We start from the raw sequence: 15,879 nt of genomic DNA, 5'->3' as shown, positions 1-15,879 counted from the left end.
CCGGACTTGGATTTTACCTATTGCTGATAAAAGGGACAATTGTGACCGTGAATCTCTTCGAGGGGTGGGCCCGTATCGGGCGCCGGGCCCCCGCGCCCGCCCAGCCCTCGCCCGCCGGTCCTCCGGGACCCTCCGCGTGGACCCGTCGCGTCGCTCTCGAAGTGGTCAAGTTCGCGGCCGTCGGCGGCAGCGGTGTCGCGGTCAACTTCCTGGTCTTCAATCTCCTGCTGCACGGCCTGAAGTGGGCCCCGATGGCCGCCACGGTCGTCGCCAGCTGTGTCGCCATGGGCACCAACTACCTCGGCTTCCGCTTCTTCGCCTACCGCGACCGGGCCTCGCGCACCCGGCGGCAGATCTTCCTCTTCTTCGTCTTCAGCGGAATCGGCGTCGTCATGGAGAGCGCGCTGTTCTACGTCGCGTACCACGGGCTGGGCATGAGCGGTCCGCTCGGCTCCAACCTGGCCAAGGCGCTGTCGATCGTGCTGGCCTCGGCCTTCCGCTTCCTGGTGTACCGGACGTGGGTGTTCGAGCGGACGAAACGCGACCACCAAGAGCTTGTCCAGGACCCGCAGCTGCCCGGGTGACACGCCAATGGAGCAGTCACCTGTGTAGTTTCATAGGAAATGTCTACCCTTGACAGGGTGAAAGTTGATCAGCGCTGCGCGCCCGACGCATCCGGGACCGGGCCCGCCGGAACCGGAGCCGTACCCGCCGTGTCCGTGGTCGTGATCGTCTACAACGACGAGAACAGGCTGCCCACGGCCGTGCGCTCCGTCCTCGACCAGACGCTGCGGAGCGTCGAGGTCGTCATCGTGGACGACCGGAGCACCGATGGCTCGTACCCGGCGGCGCAGCGGCTGGCCGCTGCGCACCCGGACCGGGTCCGCGCCTTCCGGCTGCCCGAGAACAGCGGCGGCTGCGGAGCCCCGCGCAACCACGGCATCCAGCAGGCCCGCGGCGACTACGTCCTCTTCCTCGACAGTGACGACGTCCTGGAGCGCAACGCGTGCCGCAACATGCTGGAGGCCGCCGAGAACACCGGAGCCGACCTCGTCTCCGGGCTGTGCGTACGGGTGCACGTCGACTCGCGCACGCGCAAGGAGGTCAAGTGGTACCCCTGGCTGTACGAGCGCACCCGCACCCTGGAGTCCGTCTCCGAACTGCCCGACCTGCTGGTCTTCGACACCCTGTCGACCAACAAGTGCTACCGCAGGCGGTTCCTGCTCGACGAGGGCCTGGAGTTCCCGGTCGGCATCCACTACGAGGACCTGCTCTTCTCCGCGCAGGCGTACGTCGCCGCGCGCCGGATCACCCTCATCCCCAACCGGGTCTACGACTGGCGGATCGTGGACCGGCCGGTGATGACGGCGGCGAGGTCCATCAGCAACCGGCGTGACGAGATCGCCAACTTCGCGCACCGCATGGAGATCCACCGCCGCGTGGACCGGCTGCTCGCGCAACACGGCCTGCTGGAGCTGAAGTTCGCCAAGGACGTCAAGTGGCTCAAGCACGATCTGGTCCTGCATCTGCGTGAGCTGCCGTTCCGGGACGCGGCCTACCGGCGGGAGTTCGCCGCGATCGCCCGCGCGTACCTGGAGTCGATCGACCGCGCCGCCTTCGACGAGACCGAGCCGATCCAGGCGATCTGCGCCTACCTCCTCCACGAGAGCGACTGGGACAACCTGCTGCCCGCCGTGGACACGCTCACCAACCGCGACAAGATCTCCTCGCCGCTCGTCGAGCGCGCCGGACGCGTGTACTGGTGCGCCCAGCACATCGAGGACGACGCCTTCGGCCGGCGCGTCCTGGACGTCACCGACCTCGGCTACCACACCAAGCCGGTCGAGAAGATGTTCCTGCGCAACGCGCTGACCCGGTACGAGGAGCACGCCGGCACCGTGCGGCTGGCCGGCCGCGTCACCAACCCGCTCGGCGTGATCCCGCCCGGCGCCCGGCTCTCCGCCGAGCTGGAGTTCTACGCCCGCCGCAAGGGTGTGCGCTTTCGGACCTTCCGCTTCCCCGTGGCCGAGGTGCGGCACGAGGGCGAGACCATCACCTGGGCGGCCTCGGCCGGTCTCGCCAGGGGGCTGCGGCCCATCGGCGTCGTGGACACCGTGTGGGACGTTCGCCTCCACCTCGACGTCGACGGCGCCCGGACCACGACCCGGCTCACCGCCGCCGAAGCCGGACCGCCGGCCGGCGGCCTGCCGGTCCGGCCCCGCCTCACCCGGCTGGTCGCCGACCGCATGGAGCCGGAGGTCTCCGCGCGAGGCCACCTCTCCTTCCGGCTCGTCCCGGGCAAGAAGGCCGAGGAACTGGTCCGGCGCGGGATGCGCGGCAAAGTCGCACGCCGCGCCAAGTCCGGCTACCGCAAGGCCAGGGCGCGGCGCAGGGACCTCGCCTCGGGACGCTCCAAACTCCGCCTCTACCACAAGGTGTTCAGCCGTCTCCCGCACCGGAAGGGCCTCGTCGTCTTCGAGAGCCATCTGGGGAGGCAGTACAGCGACAGCCCCAAGGCCATTTACGAGGAGATGCGCAGACAAGGGCTGGAGTTCGAGGCCGTGTGGGCGTACGCGGGCAGCCCCGAAGGCTTCCCGGCCGACGCCACACTGGTGCGCCGCTGGTCGCTTCCGTACCTCAAGGCGCTCGCACAGGCCGAGTTCTGGGTCGACAACCAGAGCTACCCGCTGAAGCTCACCAAACGGCCGGGGACCACGTATCTGCAGACCTGGCACGGATCCGCGCTCAAGCGCATGGGCTTCGACGAGCCGGGGTGGAAGGTGAGGTCCCGCGCCTCGCAGGCCGCGCAGCAGCGCACCCTCGACCGCTTCGACCGGTTCCTGATCCGCTCCGAACACGACGTGCGCACCCTCGCGCGGGCGTTCAGGCTCCCGGAGCGGACCCTGTTGCGGGTGGGCTATCCGCGCAACGACGCGCTGGTACGGGTCAGGAAGCGCGCGGAGGCATCCGGGGGCCGGCGCGAACCAGTCCTCCTGGCAGTCGAGTTGGGCATTCCGTCCGACAAAGAGGTGCTGCTCTACGCGCCCACCTTCCGACAGCGCGGGGGCAAGCGGAAGCGGTTCGAGCTGCCCTTCGACGTGGAGCGCTTCGCCGACACCTTCGGCGACCGGTACGTCCTTCTCGTCCGCTCGCACTACCTCAACCACGTCGTGCTCCCGCCGTCCGTGCGCGGCCGCGTCATCGACGTCACGGACCACCACGACGTGACCCCGCTGCTGGCCCTCGCCGACGGCCTGATCACCGACTACTCGTCCGTGATGTTCGACTACTCCCTCCTCGACCGCCCGATGTTCTTCTTCACGTACGACTACGAGGAGTACGTGCACGAGGACCGGGGTACCTACTTCGACCTGCTCGAACGGGCCCCGGGGCCGGTCGTCCGCACCGAGGACGAGCTCCACGCCGTCCTCGGGTCGCTGGAGGACCAGAGGGTGAAGTACGCGGCTTCGCGCGAGCGGTTCGTCGCCGACTTCAGCGAGTTCGACCGGGGGAACGCCGCGGAGAGCGTCGTCGACCAGTTCTTCGCCCACTGGAGGCGCACATGACCGCGGACCCCCGACGGGACATCTTCTTCGTCTCCAACAGCGTCGACGAGCTCGGCGGGGTGACCAGTTGGTCGCACCAGATGGCCCGCCTGTTCACCGAGCGCGGCCACCGTGTGAAGGTCATCGGCATCACCGATCCCGAGGTCCCCCAGGAACTCGGCGAACTCCCTTACCCCACCTTCACGTTGTACGACGTCCACCCGCCGCGGGTCGGCCCGGCCCGCGGCATCAGGGGACGGTTCGACCTGGCCGGGCGCAGGCTGCGTGCCGAACGGGCGGCGGGGATGCGCGAGCAGGCCGCCAAGCTGAGCGTGCTGTTCCGGGCCGCGCGCCCCGGGGCGGTGGTGATCGTCACGCAGGTGTGGGCGATGGAGTGGGTGAAACTTGCCGACACCACCGGCCGGACCGTGATCGGCATGAGCCACGAGTCCTTCGCCTACTCGCGGGTGACCTCGCGCTTCGGCCGGGTGCGGCGGCACTACCGTGGCGTGGACCGGATGCTGACGCTCACCCGTGAGGACGCCGACCTGTGGATCCGGCAGGGCCTCGACAACGCGTCCTTCATGCCGAACCCGATCCCGTTCATGCCCGAGGTGCCCTCGCCCCGCACCGCGAAGGTGGTCGTCAGCGTCGGCCGGCTGACCGACCAGAAGGGCATCGACATGCTCCTCGACACCTGGGCCGAGGTCGCGCCGCGCCACCCCGGCTGGCGCCTGCGGATCTACGGCTCGGGGGAGGACGAGGAGATCCTCAGGAAGCAGTGCACGTCCCTCGGCCTCGACGGTTCGGTGGAGTGGATGGGGGCGACCGCGGACGTGCCGGGCGCGCTGCGGGGCGGCTCCGTCTTCGTGCTGTCCTCGCGCGGCGAGGGCTTCCCGCTCGCCGTCATGGAGGCCATGGCGGCGGCCCTCCCGTGCGCCGCCTTCGACTGCGCGCCCGGCGTCCACGAGATCGTCCGCGACGGCGAGGACGGTCTCCTCGCCACCCGCGGCAACACCGGGGAACTCGCCCGCCGCCTCGACACGCTGATGTCCGACAAGCGGCTGCGCGACCGTATGGGCGAGGCGGCCCGCGTCAACATCCAGCGCTACTCGACGGACGAGATCGTGCGCAGGTGGGAGGAACTCTTCGTGTTCCTGGAGCGCTGAGGACCGGGCCTTTTGGGCCCGGTCCTCAGCGCTGCTTCCCCCTGCTTCCTACTTCCCCGTGAACTTCTCGTACTCCTTGAGGACCTCTTCGGTCGGTCCATCCATGCGCAGCTCACCGCGTTCCAGCCAGAGCACGCGGTCGCAGGTGTCGCGGATCGAGTTGTTGTTGTGACTGACCAGGAAGACGGAGCCCGCGCTCTTGCGCAGCTCGCGGATCCGCTGCTCGGAGCGCTTCTGGAAGGAGCGGTCGCCGGTGGCCAGGGCCTCGTCGATCATCAACACGTCGTGGTCCTTGGCGGCCGCGATGGAGAAGCGCAGCCGCGCCGCCATGCCCGAGGAGTACGTCCGCATCGGCAGGGTGATGAAGTCGCCCTTCTCGTTGATGCCCGAGAAGTCGACGATCTCCTGGTAGCGCTCCCTGATCTGCTCGCGGGACATGCCCATCGCGAGCCCGCCGAGGTAGACGTTCCGCTCGCCCGTCAGGTCGCTCATCAGGGCCGCGTTCACGCCGAGCAGGGAGGGCTGGCCGTCGGTGTAGATCCTGCCGTTCTCCACCGGGAGGAGGCCGGCGACCGCCTTCAGCAGGGTCGACTTGCCCGAGCCGTTGGTGCCGATCAGACCGATGGCCTCACCGCGGTAGGCGGTGAAGGAGACGTTCTTGACGGCGTGCACCTTGCGCACGCCCGAGGCCTGCTCGGTCCGCTCGCGGCGCATGATGCGGTTGAGCGCCGCGGTGGCGGAGCCGCGTCCGGCGCCGGTGCCGTTGACCCGGTAGACGATGTCGACCCCGTCGGCGACGACGGTGGGGACGAGGGCGTTCGCGGGACCGGCGTCGCGCGGGAGGCCGGATTCCTTGGTCAGGGTGTCAGCCACGTCCGTACGTCTCCTCGGCCTTCCAGAAGTAGATGAAGCCGCCGGCCCCGGCGACCACGGCCCAGCCGATCGCCACCGCCCACACGTGCGGCGGCAGTTGGGTGGCGTGGAAGCTGTCGATCAGCGAGTAGCGCATCAGGTCGATGTAGACGGCGGCCGGGTTGCTCTCCAGCGCGATCATCGCCCAGTGCGGCAGATGGTCCTTGCTGAGCACCTTGTCGATGCTCCACATGACGCCGGAGACGTACATCCAGGTACGCAGCACGAACGGCATGAGCTGCGCGATGTCCGGCGTCTTGGCGCCCATCCGCGCCATCACCATCGCGACGCCCGCGTTGAAGGTGAACTGGAGCACCAGGACGGGGACGGCGAGCAGCCACGACGCGCTCACCGGAACGCCGAAGCAGAGCAGGATGACGACCAGGGCGGCCATCGAGAACAGCAGCTGCTGGAGCTGTTGGAGGGCGAAGGAGACCGGCAGCGCGGCCCGCGGGAAGTGCAGGGCCCGCACCAGGCCGAGGTTCCCGGAGATGGCCCGGGTGCCCGCCATGATCGAGCTCTGGGTGAAGGTCCAGATGAAGACGCCGGTGACCAGGAACGGGATGTAGTCCGGCACACCGCGCTTGGTGCCGAGCAGCACACCGAAGATGAAGTAGTAGACCGCCGCGTTCAGGAGCGGGGTCATCACCTGCCACACCTGGCCGAGCTTCGCCTGGCTGTACTGGGCGGTGAGCTTGGCGGTGGCGAAGGCGGTGATGAAGTGGCGCCGCTCCCACAGCTGACGGACGTACTCGCGCAGGGCCGGACGCGCGCCGCTGACGCTGAGGCCGTACCGGGCGGCGAGCGCCGCGGGATCGTCGGCCGGGGGGGCCGGCGTCGGGGGCGGTGTGTGGAGGACCTGGCTCACATCCGCTGCTTTCGCTCAAGGGGGTGGGATGCGTGGTCCCGTCCTTGACGTTTCGCCCACTGTGTCTTTGCCAGTAGCTTACGTCGGGACGGGACCGTATCGTCGCAACGGGAGCCTAGAGCTTTGGAGCGTCGGAACGCAACCGTTTCGTCGCTACGGCCTATGCTGGTCGGTATGACGACGAACGCCGACACCACGAGTGCCGCCGCGGGCGCGGAGAGTGCTGCCGGGAAGGCCCCGCGTCGTAGGGCTCCCGCCGGTGCGGCCGTGCTGCGGGAGGACGTGACCGAGGCGATCCGGGCAGCCGTCTTCGAGGAACTCGCGGCCGTCGGCTTCGCCCGGATGTCCATCGAGGGCATCGCGCGTCGCGCGGGCGTCGGCAAGACGGCGGTGTACCGGCGCTGGCGCTCCAAGCTGCATCTGGTCCTCGACCTCGTCTCCGCCATAGCGGTGCAGGGGCTGCCCGCCCCGGACACGGGTTCCCTGGAGGGTGACCTGCGTCTGCTGTACGAGGTCACCTCGCGGGCGCTGCGGCACCCCGTCGCCGGCCAGATCATCCCGGACCTCCAGGCCGAGGCGGCGCGCAACCCCGACATCGCGCGGGCCCTCCAGGAGGCGCTGCGGGAGGGGCAGCAGGGAGTGGCGAGCGGGATCGTGGCGGCGGCGGCCGCGCGGGGCGAGCTGGACGAGGGGATCGACCTGGAACTCGCGCTCGACCTCATGTCGGGGCCGCTGTACTGGCGCTCGGTCGTGGTCCGCGGCCCCAAGCTGCCGAAGGGGTACCTGGCGAGCCTGGCCCGGTCGACTGCGGCGGCGCTGCGGGCGTTGTAGCGGGTCCGGCCACGGCGCGGTCCGGATCCGTGCGGCGCCGCTGACGCCGACGGGCGTGGTCCCCTGCCGCGCGAAGTGCACGGCGGAGGGGGCGGCTCGCATCAACGCCCCGTTCCCCGCCGCCCGTTGGCTGACCTGGAAGTGCAGTCCGGCGGCTAGGTCCCAGGGGTCCCCGCTGCCCAGCACGGCCTCCGTCTGCAGCCCGATGTCCTTGGGCTCCGCGGCCGCCCACCGCTGGAACCTCCGGAAGACGTCGGGGAGTTCGAGTCCGCCCCGGTCCAGCAGCGACTCCCCGACCAGCACGGCCATCTGGGTGTCGTCGGTCGCCTCGCCCGGCTCCCACCCTCCGCCTCCGCACATCTCCCCGCCGTGCCCCGGCTGCGGGAAGCGTGCCGAGAAGGCGCCCTCGGGGCCGAACTCGAAGGGCGCGCCCAGCGCGTCGCCCACGGCGGAGCCGAGCACGCAGCCGAGGACTCCGGAGTTCACGGGGTCCGGTCATCGGGGCAGCGTACGGGGTGTCCTGGGGGGTGGGTCAGTGTGGTGTGGGTCAGTGCGGTGTGGGGTGGTCGGGTGCGCAGCCGCGGAGGGTGTGGGCGATGACGTCGTCCAGGTTGGCGTCGAGGGTGCCGGGGGGCAGCGTGCTGCTGACGGCGAGGCTGGCGAAGCCGTGGAGGGTGCTGAACATGGGGATGGCGATGGCGTCCAGGGGGGCGTCGCGGACCTCGCCGGTGCGGCGGCCTTCGGCGATGAGGTCGGTGGCGAGTACGGACATGCCCTGGGAGGCCTGGACGAGGGCTTCGGATGCCGCGGGGTCGTGCTTGATGGAGAACATGAGGTCGAGGAGTTCGGCGTTGGCGGTGGCGAAGCCGACGTAGCTGCGGGCCAGGGCGCCGAGCCGGTCGGCGAAGGAGTCGCCCGCGGTCTCCTGTGAGGCGGCCAGGGTGGTGCTGAGGCGTTCGAAGCCGGTCAGGGCCAGCGCGTCCAGGAGGGCCTGTTTGTCCTTGAAGTGGCGGCTCGGCGCGGCGTGGCTGACGCCCAGGTCGCGGGCGAGCTCGCGCAGGGAGAGCGCGGCGGGCCCCTTCTCCCTGAGGGTGTCCTCCGCGCGGGCCAGCAGTGCGGCGCGCAGGTCTCCGTGGTGGTAGGGGCGAGGGCGGGTCTGCATGGGCGGCAGTCTATCCGGTATGTAACCGGCGACAACATTGTGGGCATCGCCATCATTGTTGTCGTTGACAGCATTGTTGGCGACGCCTACATTGAGGCCATGGCTACCAAGGACTCGGCTGTCGAGCAGAGCAAGAAGAAGTGGAGCGCGGGCGACATCGGTGACCAGACCGGCCGCACCGCCGTCGTCACCGGCGCCAACAGCGGGCTCGGCATCGCCACCGTCGACGCCCTCGCGCGGGCCGGTGCCCATGTCGTCCTCGCCGTACGGGACCCGCAGCGTGGCGAGGCCGCCGCCCGCACCGTCCACGGCAGCGTCGAGGTGCGCCGGCTGGACCTGGCGGACCTCGCCTCCGTCCGTGAGTTCGCCGCGTCCTGGCGGGGCGACCTCGACCTGTTGATCAACAACGCGGGCGTCATGAACATCCCCGAGGCCAGCACCAAGGACGGCTTCGAGATGCAGTTCGGGACGAACCACCTGGGGCACTTCGCCCTCACCAACCTGCTGCTGCCGCACGTCACCGACCGCGTGGTCACCGTGTCCTCGGGGGCCCACCGGATTCCCGGCAGCACCCACATCCACTTCGACAACCTGAACCTCACGGGCGAGTACGCGCCCATCACCGCCTACGGCCAGTCCAAGCTGGCCAACCTGCTGTTCACCCTGGAGCTGCAGAGCCGGCTCGCGGCGGCGGGATCGCCCGTACGCGCACTGGCCGCGCACCCCGGCTGGGCCGCCACCGGCCTCCAGGGCCACGACGCCAGCGTGGTGCGCCGCGCGCTGATGGCGGTGGGCAACCGGTTCATCGCCCAGGACAACAGGGCCGGCGCGCTGCCCACGCTGTACGCGGCCACGCAGGACCTGCCGGGCGCCGGTTATGTCGGACCGGACGGGTTCGGCGAGATGCGCGGCGGACCGACCCTCGTCGGCCGTTCGGCCGCGGCCAGCGACCCGGTCTCCGCCGTCCGTCTGTGGCGGGCCTCGGAGGAGCTGACCGGCGTCACCTTCCCCCGGCTGGGCGAGGCCGCACGAGCGGTCGTGGCGGGGGGCTGACGCCGGGTCGGCCCTTTCCGTGGGGCGGCCGGGGTCAGCCGCGTGCCGCCTCCGGGTACAGCCGCAGCCATCCCGCCCAGGCCGAAGTGATCATGTCCTGGACGTCGTACCTCGCCTTCCATCCCAGCTCCCCGCGGATGCGGTCGGCCGAGGCGACGACCCGCGCCGGGTCGCCCGGGCGGCGCGGCGCGGTCACCGGCGGGCGGTCGTAGCCGGTGGCCGCGTTGATCAGGTCGATCATCTCGCGGACCGAAACACCCTCGCCACGACCGATGTTGAGGGTCAGGTCCCGGCCGGGCGAGGCGTCCAGCGCGCGGGCCGCGGCCACATGGGCCTCCGCGAGGTCGACCACGTGGATGTAGTCACGGACGCACGTTCCGTCGGGTGTCGGGTAGTCGTCCCCGAAGACGCGCGGCGGCGCGTCCTGCGTGAGCTTCTCGAAGACCATGGGGACGAGGTTGAAGACCCCTACATCCGCGAGTTCGGGAGTGGCCGCGCCCGCCACGTTGAAGTAGCGCAGGGAGGCGGTGGACAGACCCGTCGCCCGGCCCGTCGCGCGGACCAGCCACTCGCCCGCCAGCTTCGTCTCGCCGTACGGGCTCATCGGCACGCACGGGGTCTCCTCCGTCACCAGCTCCCCGGCCGCGGCCGACGGCATCCCGTACACCGCGGCCGAGGAGGAGAACACGAAGGAGCGGACGGAGGCCGCCGTCACGGCCTCCAGCAGGACCCGCAGCCCCTCGACGTTCTCCCGGTAGTAGTGCAGCGGCAGGTCCACGGACTCGCCGACCTGCTTCTTCGCCGCCAGATGGACCACGCCGGTGACGGCGTGCTCCGTGAGCGTCCGGGCCAGGGGCCCCGCGTCCAGGGTCGATCCGACCACCAGCGGTACGCCCTCGGGCACCCGTTCCGCGATGCCCGTGGACAAGTCGTCGTAGACCACCGCCTGTTCGCCCGCATCCCGCATCGCGCGCACGACGTGCGCCCCGATGTAACCGGCGCCGCCGGTGATCAGCCAGGTCATGGACGGTCGTCCTCTCGTCGGTGGACCGATGATGGTGCCGGTGCCGGTGCCGCCGGTCGTGGTCCGGTGGGGTGGCCCTGGACCGGCGTGGACCGGTGACATGGCCGCCTCTCAGTGAAGCAGGCGGCCGAGGCGACGGCGTACCACTTCGGTCATTCCTCTCCATCCGGGCGCCAGCCGCAGCGCCAGTGCTCCCGCGTGGGTGCGGTACGGCTGCACCAGGAGCACGCCGTGCCGGGTGTCCGGGACCGCGCGCCGGCGCAGCAGACCCGGGCCGCCGACCGCGTGGGCGCTGACGTCCCGGTGCGTGCCGTCGCGGAAGTGGAGGCGCAGCCGCAGGTCCCAGGTGCCGTGGCCCAGCGCCGACAGGTCCACCGGCGTCTCGGCCGACCAGCTGCCCCGGTCCGGGTCCGGCGCGAGGGCCACCCTCAGACTCGGGCCCGTCCGCTTCTCCTCCCGGTGCGCGAACGTGACGTCCGCCGCGGCCGGGCCGGCCTGCGCGATCCGCCCGTAGAGGTCGTGCAGGCGCAGCCGCAGCAGGGCCGCACGCGCGCGGGGCCGCAGTTCGGCGTCGACGGCGGCCGGCAGCACGTGCGCGGGCCGCAGCAGGAGGTGGTCCAGCGTCACCTGGGGGAGGTCGTGCGACCAGACGGGTGTGCCGTCGGCGGCGCGCGCGTACGGCGGCCGCAGCCGTGCGGGGCGGGCGGCGAGTTCCTTGAGCCGGGGGGAGGTCGCGGGGACCGGGGGCGGCCAGGACGACCCGGGCGATCAGACGGCCGGGGGCGGTCGGGTCGACGGTGAGGTCGGCCGCGTCGAACGACGCCAGATGGGCGCGGGTGAGGTCCCACCACGCACGCCGGTACGCGGGGGTGCGCAGCTCCAGCTCGCGGGCGTACATGCGCAGTTCGTGGTCGAGGAACCTGGCGTGCGCGGCGCGCGCGAGGCGTTTCTCGCCGGCGCCGAGGAGGATCGCGTGGGCGGCGCGGCCGGCCTCGGTCCTGGCCCGCCAGTTGTCGATGTCGGCGCGGTCGAGCGAGATCGACAGCCGCTCGGCGGTGCGCCGTACGTGCCAGACGTACACGGTGTCGGGGATCAGCGCGACGCGCGGCCCGGCGGCCAGCACCCGCGCGGTGAACACGAAGTCCTCGTAGGGGTGGCGGCCTTCGGGGAAGCGGACGCGGTGCTCACGCAGGAAGTCGGTGCGGTACAGCTTGTTGACGCAGAGGGTGTCGTGGACCAGGCGCGGCCGCCGGGAAGGGTGGGGGAACACGGCCGGTTCGGCGTAGAGCGCGCGCTGCCACGGGGTCTCGCGCCCGGAGGGCAGTTCACGGCGCACGCACAGGCCGGCCGTGACCTCGGCCCGCCGCTCCAGGGCCGCGCCGAGCAGCGCGTCGACCGCGCCCGGCGGCAGCACGTCGTCGCTGTCCAGGAACATCAGGTACGGGGCGGTCGTCGCGTCGATGCCGTCGTTGCGGGGGCTGCCGCAGCCGCCGCTGTTCTCCCGGCGCCGGACGACCCGCAGGCGCGGCTCGCCGGCGGCGAGGCGGTCGAGCAGGTCGGCGCTCCCGTCGGTCGACCGGTCGTCGACCGCGAGCACCTCCCGGACGGCCGGGCCCTGCGCGAGTGCCGAGCGCACCGCGTCCGTCACATGGGGGGCGTCGTTGTACCCGATGACGACGACACAGACCTGCGCGGCTTGAGGCTTCATGAGTTCACTGGCCGAAATCGTAGGGGATGGCAGTAATTTTCCGTTGAGGGGGTGTTCAGTGTCCGGTCGGGGAGACGGCGGGGGCCGGGCGCGGGTCCTGGACGGGCGTGGCGGGCTCCGGCCGTTTCGTCGAGGGGAGGCCGGAACGCCACAGCCGGGTGAAGGACAGCGCCGCGGCCGTCGCCAGCAGCCCGTTGCGTACGAGCATCAGCAGACAGCCCGTCCAGGTGCTCCGGGTGACCTCCTCGTACAGGCCGGGGTAGACCACGGAGCTGACCGCGGTCGCCGCCACGATCAGTGCGGCCACCGGGCGCTGGGTGGTGTGACGCGAGGTCAGGCAGACGGCGGACAGGCCGAGCAGCCACACCATGTACTGGGGGCTGATCACCCGGCTGCTCACCGTGAACAGCAGCACGGCGGTGAGCGCCGCGTCGTTCGGGGTGGCGAGCGTCCAGCGGCGCGCGCGCACCCGCCACAGCAGCAGGAGCCCGAAGCAGACGAGCGTGAGGGCGAGCGAGGCCGTCGCGACCGTGGGGACGTGCGGGCCCACGAACTCCATCGCGCCGTACTGGTAGCGCACGCTGCCCCGCCAGCCCGCGTGGCGCGCGAAACCGAGGACCGTGCCGCCGAGCGACTCGATCTGCACGCCCCGGCCGCCCTGCTGGCGCAGGAAGTCGAAGGGGTCGCTGAAGGCAGCTGTCAGGACGGCGAGCAGGACGGCCGCCGAGAGAACCGCCGACGTCCAGGCCGCCCGGGTCGTACGGCCGCGCGGGGTGCCCAGCAGGGCCAGTGCGGGCCAGACCTTCACCAGGGCGCCGCACGCGGCGAACGCGCCGCACGCGCGCGGGGAGCGCTTCAGGGCCAGCAGGGAGATCACCGCGAACGCCGTGACCTGTACGTCGTAACGGGCGAGCGGCACGTGCAGCAGCAGCGGAAGGCCCAGCGTCCACAGCGTCGCGCCCCGCAGACTGCGGCCCGCCCGGGAACCCGCGCGCACGAGTGCGACCGCGATCACGGCGTCCGCGAGGAGCGTGAGGGTGACGAAGGCCTGCGGGTAGGTCAGGCCCGGCAGCAGAGCGGGCGAGAGCAGGACCGCGCCCGCACCCGGCGGGTACTGCCACAGCCGGTCGCCCGCCGGACAGGCGCCGTGCGACAGGACGCCGTACCAGCGGAAGTACAGATGGCTCACCTCGCGGGAGACCCCGCCGCCGCCGAGCACGGCGAGGTTGTCGTGCGCGAGCAGCCACAGCATCAGGGCGCGGGTGACGGCCCAGGCCGCGGCGAGGGAGAACAGGCGGTGTCGGGGGCTCAGGTAAACGCTCATCAATGCCGGATCGTAAGCTTCCTGAATGCCTCAGGGGCGGTGATACGCCGTCATGACCCTGCAAAGGTTGGCTAATAGTACTAAATAGGTCTCAGGGTGAGGGTGTTGATGAAGCGGTCCGGAGCCGGCCGTCCGGTGGTCGTCGCGGAGGTCGTGGCGGTCCTGCTGCCCGTGCTCGTCATGCTCGCGTTCGGGCTCTGGGGGCTCGACCGCGGCGGCATGTGGCGCGACGAGGCGGCCACCTTCCAGGTCGCGCGGCGCTCGGTTCCGCAGATCTGGCACCTGCTCCACCACGTGGACGCGGTGCACGGCCTGTACTACCTCTTCATGCACGCCGTCCTCGCCTCCGATCCCGGTGAGGTGGCGCTCCGGCTCCCCTCGGTCTGCGGCGCCGCGGCCGCCGCGGGCCTCGTCGCCGCCCTCGGCGTCCGCCTGTGCCGCCCGCGGGTCGGCCTGTGGGCGGGGCTGCTGTACGCGGTCACCCCCATGGCCGGGCACTTCGCGCAGGAGGGCCGGTCGTACGCGCTGGTCGCGGCGGGCGCGGCGGGGGCGACGCTGCTCCTGGTCAGGGGCGTGCGGTCGGCGGGGACGGGGGTCTGGTGGGCGTACGGCGCGACGGTCGCCGTGACCTGTCTGCTGCACGAGTTCGCGGTGCTCCTGCTGCTCGCGCACGCCACGACCCTGGCCGCGGCCCGGCTGCCGCGCCGGGTCTGGCGGCGCTGGGGGCGCGCGGCCGGAGGGGCGGTGCTGGTGCTGTCGCCGTTGGTCCTGGTCTCGCACGGGCAGTCCGGGCAGGTCGCGTGGCTGACGCGGCCGGACTGGGAGAGCGTGGACCGGCTGCTGCGGGCGTTCGCCGGGCCGACCCAACCGGTCTTCGTGCCCTACCTGTTCCTGGTCGCCCTGGGGGTGCTGCGGCAGGTGCCGCGCGGGGAGGTGACCCTCGCGGCGGTCGCCGCACCGCTGATGGTGCTGCCGCCCGCGGTGCTGATCACGGTCTCCCGCTTCTGGCCGCTGTACGACGAGCGGTACGTCCTCTACGCCTTGGCGGGGGCGCCGCTGCTGGCCGCCGCCGGGACGGACCGGCTGGCGCGGGCGGTGGCCCGGTCGTGGGAGCGGTGGAGGGGGACGAGGCCGCCGTGGACGGCGCGGACGAGGATGCGGCTGCCGGTGGCCGCCCTCGCCGGAGTCCTCGCGGTCGCGCTCGCGCTCACCGCCCAGTTCCCGCTGCTGTGCCAGGATCGCACCCCCAGCCGGCGCCCCGACAACCTCGCCGCCGTCTCCGCCGCCGTCGGGCGCGAACTGCGCCCCGGTGACCCGGTGTTGTTCCTGCCCTCACTCGCGCGGCGGTCCGCGCTGGCCTATCCGGAGGGTTTCCGCGGGGCCCGGGACATCGCGCTGCGGGCCTCCGCGACGGCCTCCGGGACGCTGTACGGCGAGGAGGAGGGCCCCGCCGAACTGCGCCGCCGGCTCGCCGGGCTCGACCATGTGTGGCTGGTCGCCGCGCCGTTCGCGCTGCGGTCGGGCTGGCACCCGCACACCCCGACCGAGCGGGTCAAACTCGCCGTGATCGGCGAGGAGTTCACCCTGCGCGAGCAACTCGCGCGCCGGGGTGTCACCCTGCGCCTGTATGTACGCCACCCGTCGGCGGACGACCCGGGAGTCGCCCTCCGGCCGGTCTGGCGCAGGTCCGGCGCCGGTCTAGTCCCGGCCTGACGCCGGGTCCGGCGCTTCCTTCCGGGCCGCGTCGTCCAGCGCGACCGTCAGCCGGTCCAGCCGGGACTGCAGCTCGACGATCTCGTCGAGTTCGAAGCCCGTCGCGGCGGCGATCCGGCGCGGCACCCGCAGGGCGCGCTCGCGCAGGGCGGTGCCCTCGTCGGTGAGGTGGACGTGCACGGAGCGCTCGTCGAGGGCGCTGCGCTCACGCCGTACCAGACCGGTCGCCTCCAGGCGCTTGAGGAGCGGCGACAGCGTCCCGGAGTCGAGCCGCAGATGTTCGCCGACCTTCTTCACGGGCAGCTCGCCGTGCTCCCACAGCACCAGCATCACGAGGTACTGCGGGTAGGTCAGCCCGAGGTCCTTGAGGATCACCCGGTAGACGCCGCCGAAGGCGCGCGACGCCGCGTTGAGGGAGAAGCAGATCTGCTGGTCGAGACGGAGGTAGTCCCCGTCGGGCGGGGCCTGGGGATGCGGGGTCGGCATGGCGGTCATACCCACAGGATAGCTCTCGTCCGTCACTAAGTTGTGTGCAATTTAATTGTGTGCTCTAATCGAGTCCGTGAGACG

The 15,879-nt window shown here is 71.7% G+C and carries 12 protein-coding genes and 2 pseudogenes; 6 read left to right on the top strand and 8 right to left on the bottom strand.

The features are described from left to right. The first annotated feature begins 47 nt into the window (after positions 1 to 47). From HEP85_RS16395 to HEP85_RS16385, 3 genes are all read left to right on the top strand, one after another. Positions 48 to 584 (top strand): GtrA family protein, encoded by a 537-nt coding sequence (locus HEP85_RS16395; RefSeq protein ID WP_248001956.1) that lies wholly within the window; start codon positions 48 to 50, stop codon positions 582 to 584. A gap of 129 nt (positions 585 to 713) precedes the next feature. Further along, positions 714 to 3,566 carry a CDP-glycerol glycerophosphotransferase family protein gene (locus HEP85_RS16390; RefSeq protein ID WP_369658122.1) on the top strand — a complete coding sequence of 951 codons (2,853 nt, stop codon included), beginning with the start codon at positions 714 to 716 and terminating at the stop codon, positions 3,564 to 3,566. Further along, positions 3,563 to 4,714, top strand: a complete 1,152-nt coding sequence (locus tag HEP85_RS16385) for a glycosyltransferase (RefSeq protein ID WP_168528409.1) — start codon at positions 3,563 to 3,565, stop codon at positions 4,712 to 4,714. Before HEP85_RS16390 ends, HEP85_RS16385 begins: the two co-directional genes overlap by 4 nt. Before the next feature lie 48 nt (positions 4,715 to 4,762). On the opposite strand, the gene HEP85_RS16380 is transcribed toward HEP85_RS16385, so the two are convergent. Together HEP85_RS16380 and HEP85_RS16375 are read right to left on the bottom strand one after the other, a co-directional pair. Continuing rightward, positions 4,763 to 5,575, bottom strand: coding sequence for an ABC transporter ATP-binding protein (locus HEP85_RS16380; protein ID WP_168533686.1), 813 nt, complete (start codon positions 5,573 to 5,575; stop codon positions 4,763 to 4,765). A 4-nt stretch (positions 5,576 to 5,579) separates the two neighbouring features. Then, positions 5,580 to 6,494 (bottom strand): ABC transporter permease, encoded by a 915-nt coding sequence (locus tag HEP85_RS16375; protein ID WP_168528408.1) that lies wholly within the window; start codon positions 6,492 to 6,494, stop codon positions 5,580 to 5,582. A gap of 162 nt (positions 6,495 to 6,656) precedes the next feature. Between HEP85_RS16375 and HEP85_RS16370 the strand changes: the two genes are divergently transcribed. After that, entirely contained in the window at positions 6,657 to 7,325 is a 669-nt protein-coding gene (locus HEP85_RS16370; protein WP_168528407.1) for a TetR/AcrR family transcriptional regulator, read from the top strand. 69 nt (positions 7,326 to 7,394) lie between these two features. On the opposite strand, the pseudogene HEP85_RS16365 reads toward HEP85_RS16370, so the two are convergent. Together HEP85_RS16365 and HEP85_RS16360 are read right to left on the bottom strand one after the other, a co-directional pair. Then, a pseudogene (locus HEP85_RS16365) lies at positions 7,395 to 7,811 on the bottom strand (ADP-ribosylglycohydrolase family protein); the annotation flags it as partial. 61 nt (positions 7,812 to 7,872) lie between these two features. Then, on the bottom strand, positions 7,873 to 8,487 hold the full coding sequence (locus tag HEP85_RS16360; RefSeq protein WP_168528406.1) for a TetR/AcrR family transcriptional regulator: 615 nt from the start codon (positions 8,485 to 8,487) through the stop codon (positions 7,873 to 7,875). A gap of 99 nt (positions 8,488 to 8,586) precedes the next feature. On the opposite strand from HEP85_RS16360, the gene HEP85_RS16355 reads away from it, so the two are divergent. Continuing rightward, on the top strand, positions 8,587 to 9,540 hold the full coding sequence (locus HEP85_RS16355; protein ID WP_168528405.1) for an oxidoreductase: 954 nt from the start codon (positions 8,587 to 8,589) through the stop codon (positions 9,538 to 9,540). A gap of 34 nt (positions 9,541 to 9,574) precedes the next feature. Here HEP85_RS16355 and galE read toward each other — a convergent pair whose 3' ends face one another. The 3 genes and pseudogenes from galE to HEP85_RS16340 all read right to left on the bottom strand — a co-directional run bounded on the left by galE (position 9,575) and on the right by HEP85_RS16340 (position 13,596). After that, the gene (gene galE / locus HEP85_RS16350; RefSeq protein WP_168528404.1) at positions 9,575 to 10,564 is read right to left on the bottom strand and encodes a UDP-glucose 4-epimerase GalE; all 990 of its coding nucleotides are present in this window, start codon (positions 10,562 to 10,564) and stop codon (positions 9,575 to 9,577) included. A 111-nt stretch (positions 10,565 to 10,675) separates the two neighbouring features. Then, a pseudogene (locus HEP85_RS16345) lies at positions 10,676 to 12,272 on the bottom strand (glycosyltransferase). A gap of 55 nt (positions 12,273 to 12,327) precedes the next feature. After that, complete coding sequence (locus HEP85_RS16340) at positions 12,328 to 13,596, bottom strand: glycosyltransferase family 87 protein (protein ID WP_168528403.1); 1,269 nt, start codon at positions 13,594 to 13,596, stop codon at positions 12,328 to 12,330. A gap of 108 nt (positions 13,597 to 13,704) precedes the next feature. Here HEP85_RS16340 and HEP85_RS16335 point away from each other — a divergent pair, with 108 nt between their 5' ends. After that, complete coding sequence (locus HEP85_RS16335; RefSeq protein ID WP_248001955.1) at positions 13,705 to 15,309, top strand: glycosyltransferase family 39 protein; 1,605 nt, start codon at positions 13,705 to 13,707, stop codon at positions 15,307 to 15,309. On the opposite strand, the gene HEP85_RS16330 is transcribed toward HEP85_RS16335, so the two are convergent. After that, positions 15,295 to 15,804 carry a MarR family winged helix-turn-helix transcriptional regulator gene (locus HEP85_RS16330; protein WP_168528402.1) on the bottom strand — a complete coding sequence of 170 codons (510 nt, stop codon included), beginning with the start codon at positions 15,802 to 15,804 and terminating at the stop codon, positions 15,295 to 15,297. The two genes, HEP85_RS16335 and HEP85_RS16330, sit on opposite strands and share 15 nt — an antisense overlap. Between the last annotated feature and the right edge of the window lie 75 nt (positions 15,805 to 15,879).

This window comes from Streptomyces sp. RPA4-2 (assembly GCF_012273515.2).
GTDB classification, from domain to species: Bacteria; Actinomycetota; Actinomycetes; order Streptomycetales; family Streptomycetaceae; genus Streptomyces; species Streptomyces kaempferi.
This window is presented reverse-complemented; position numbering and strand designations above follow the sequence as displayed.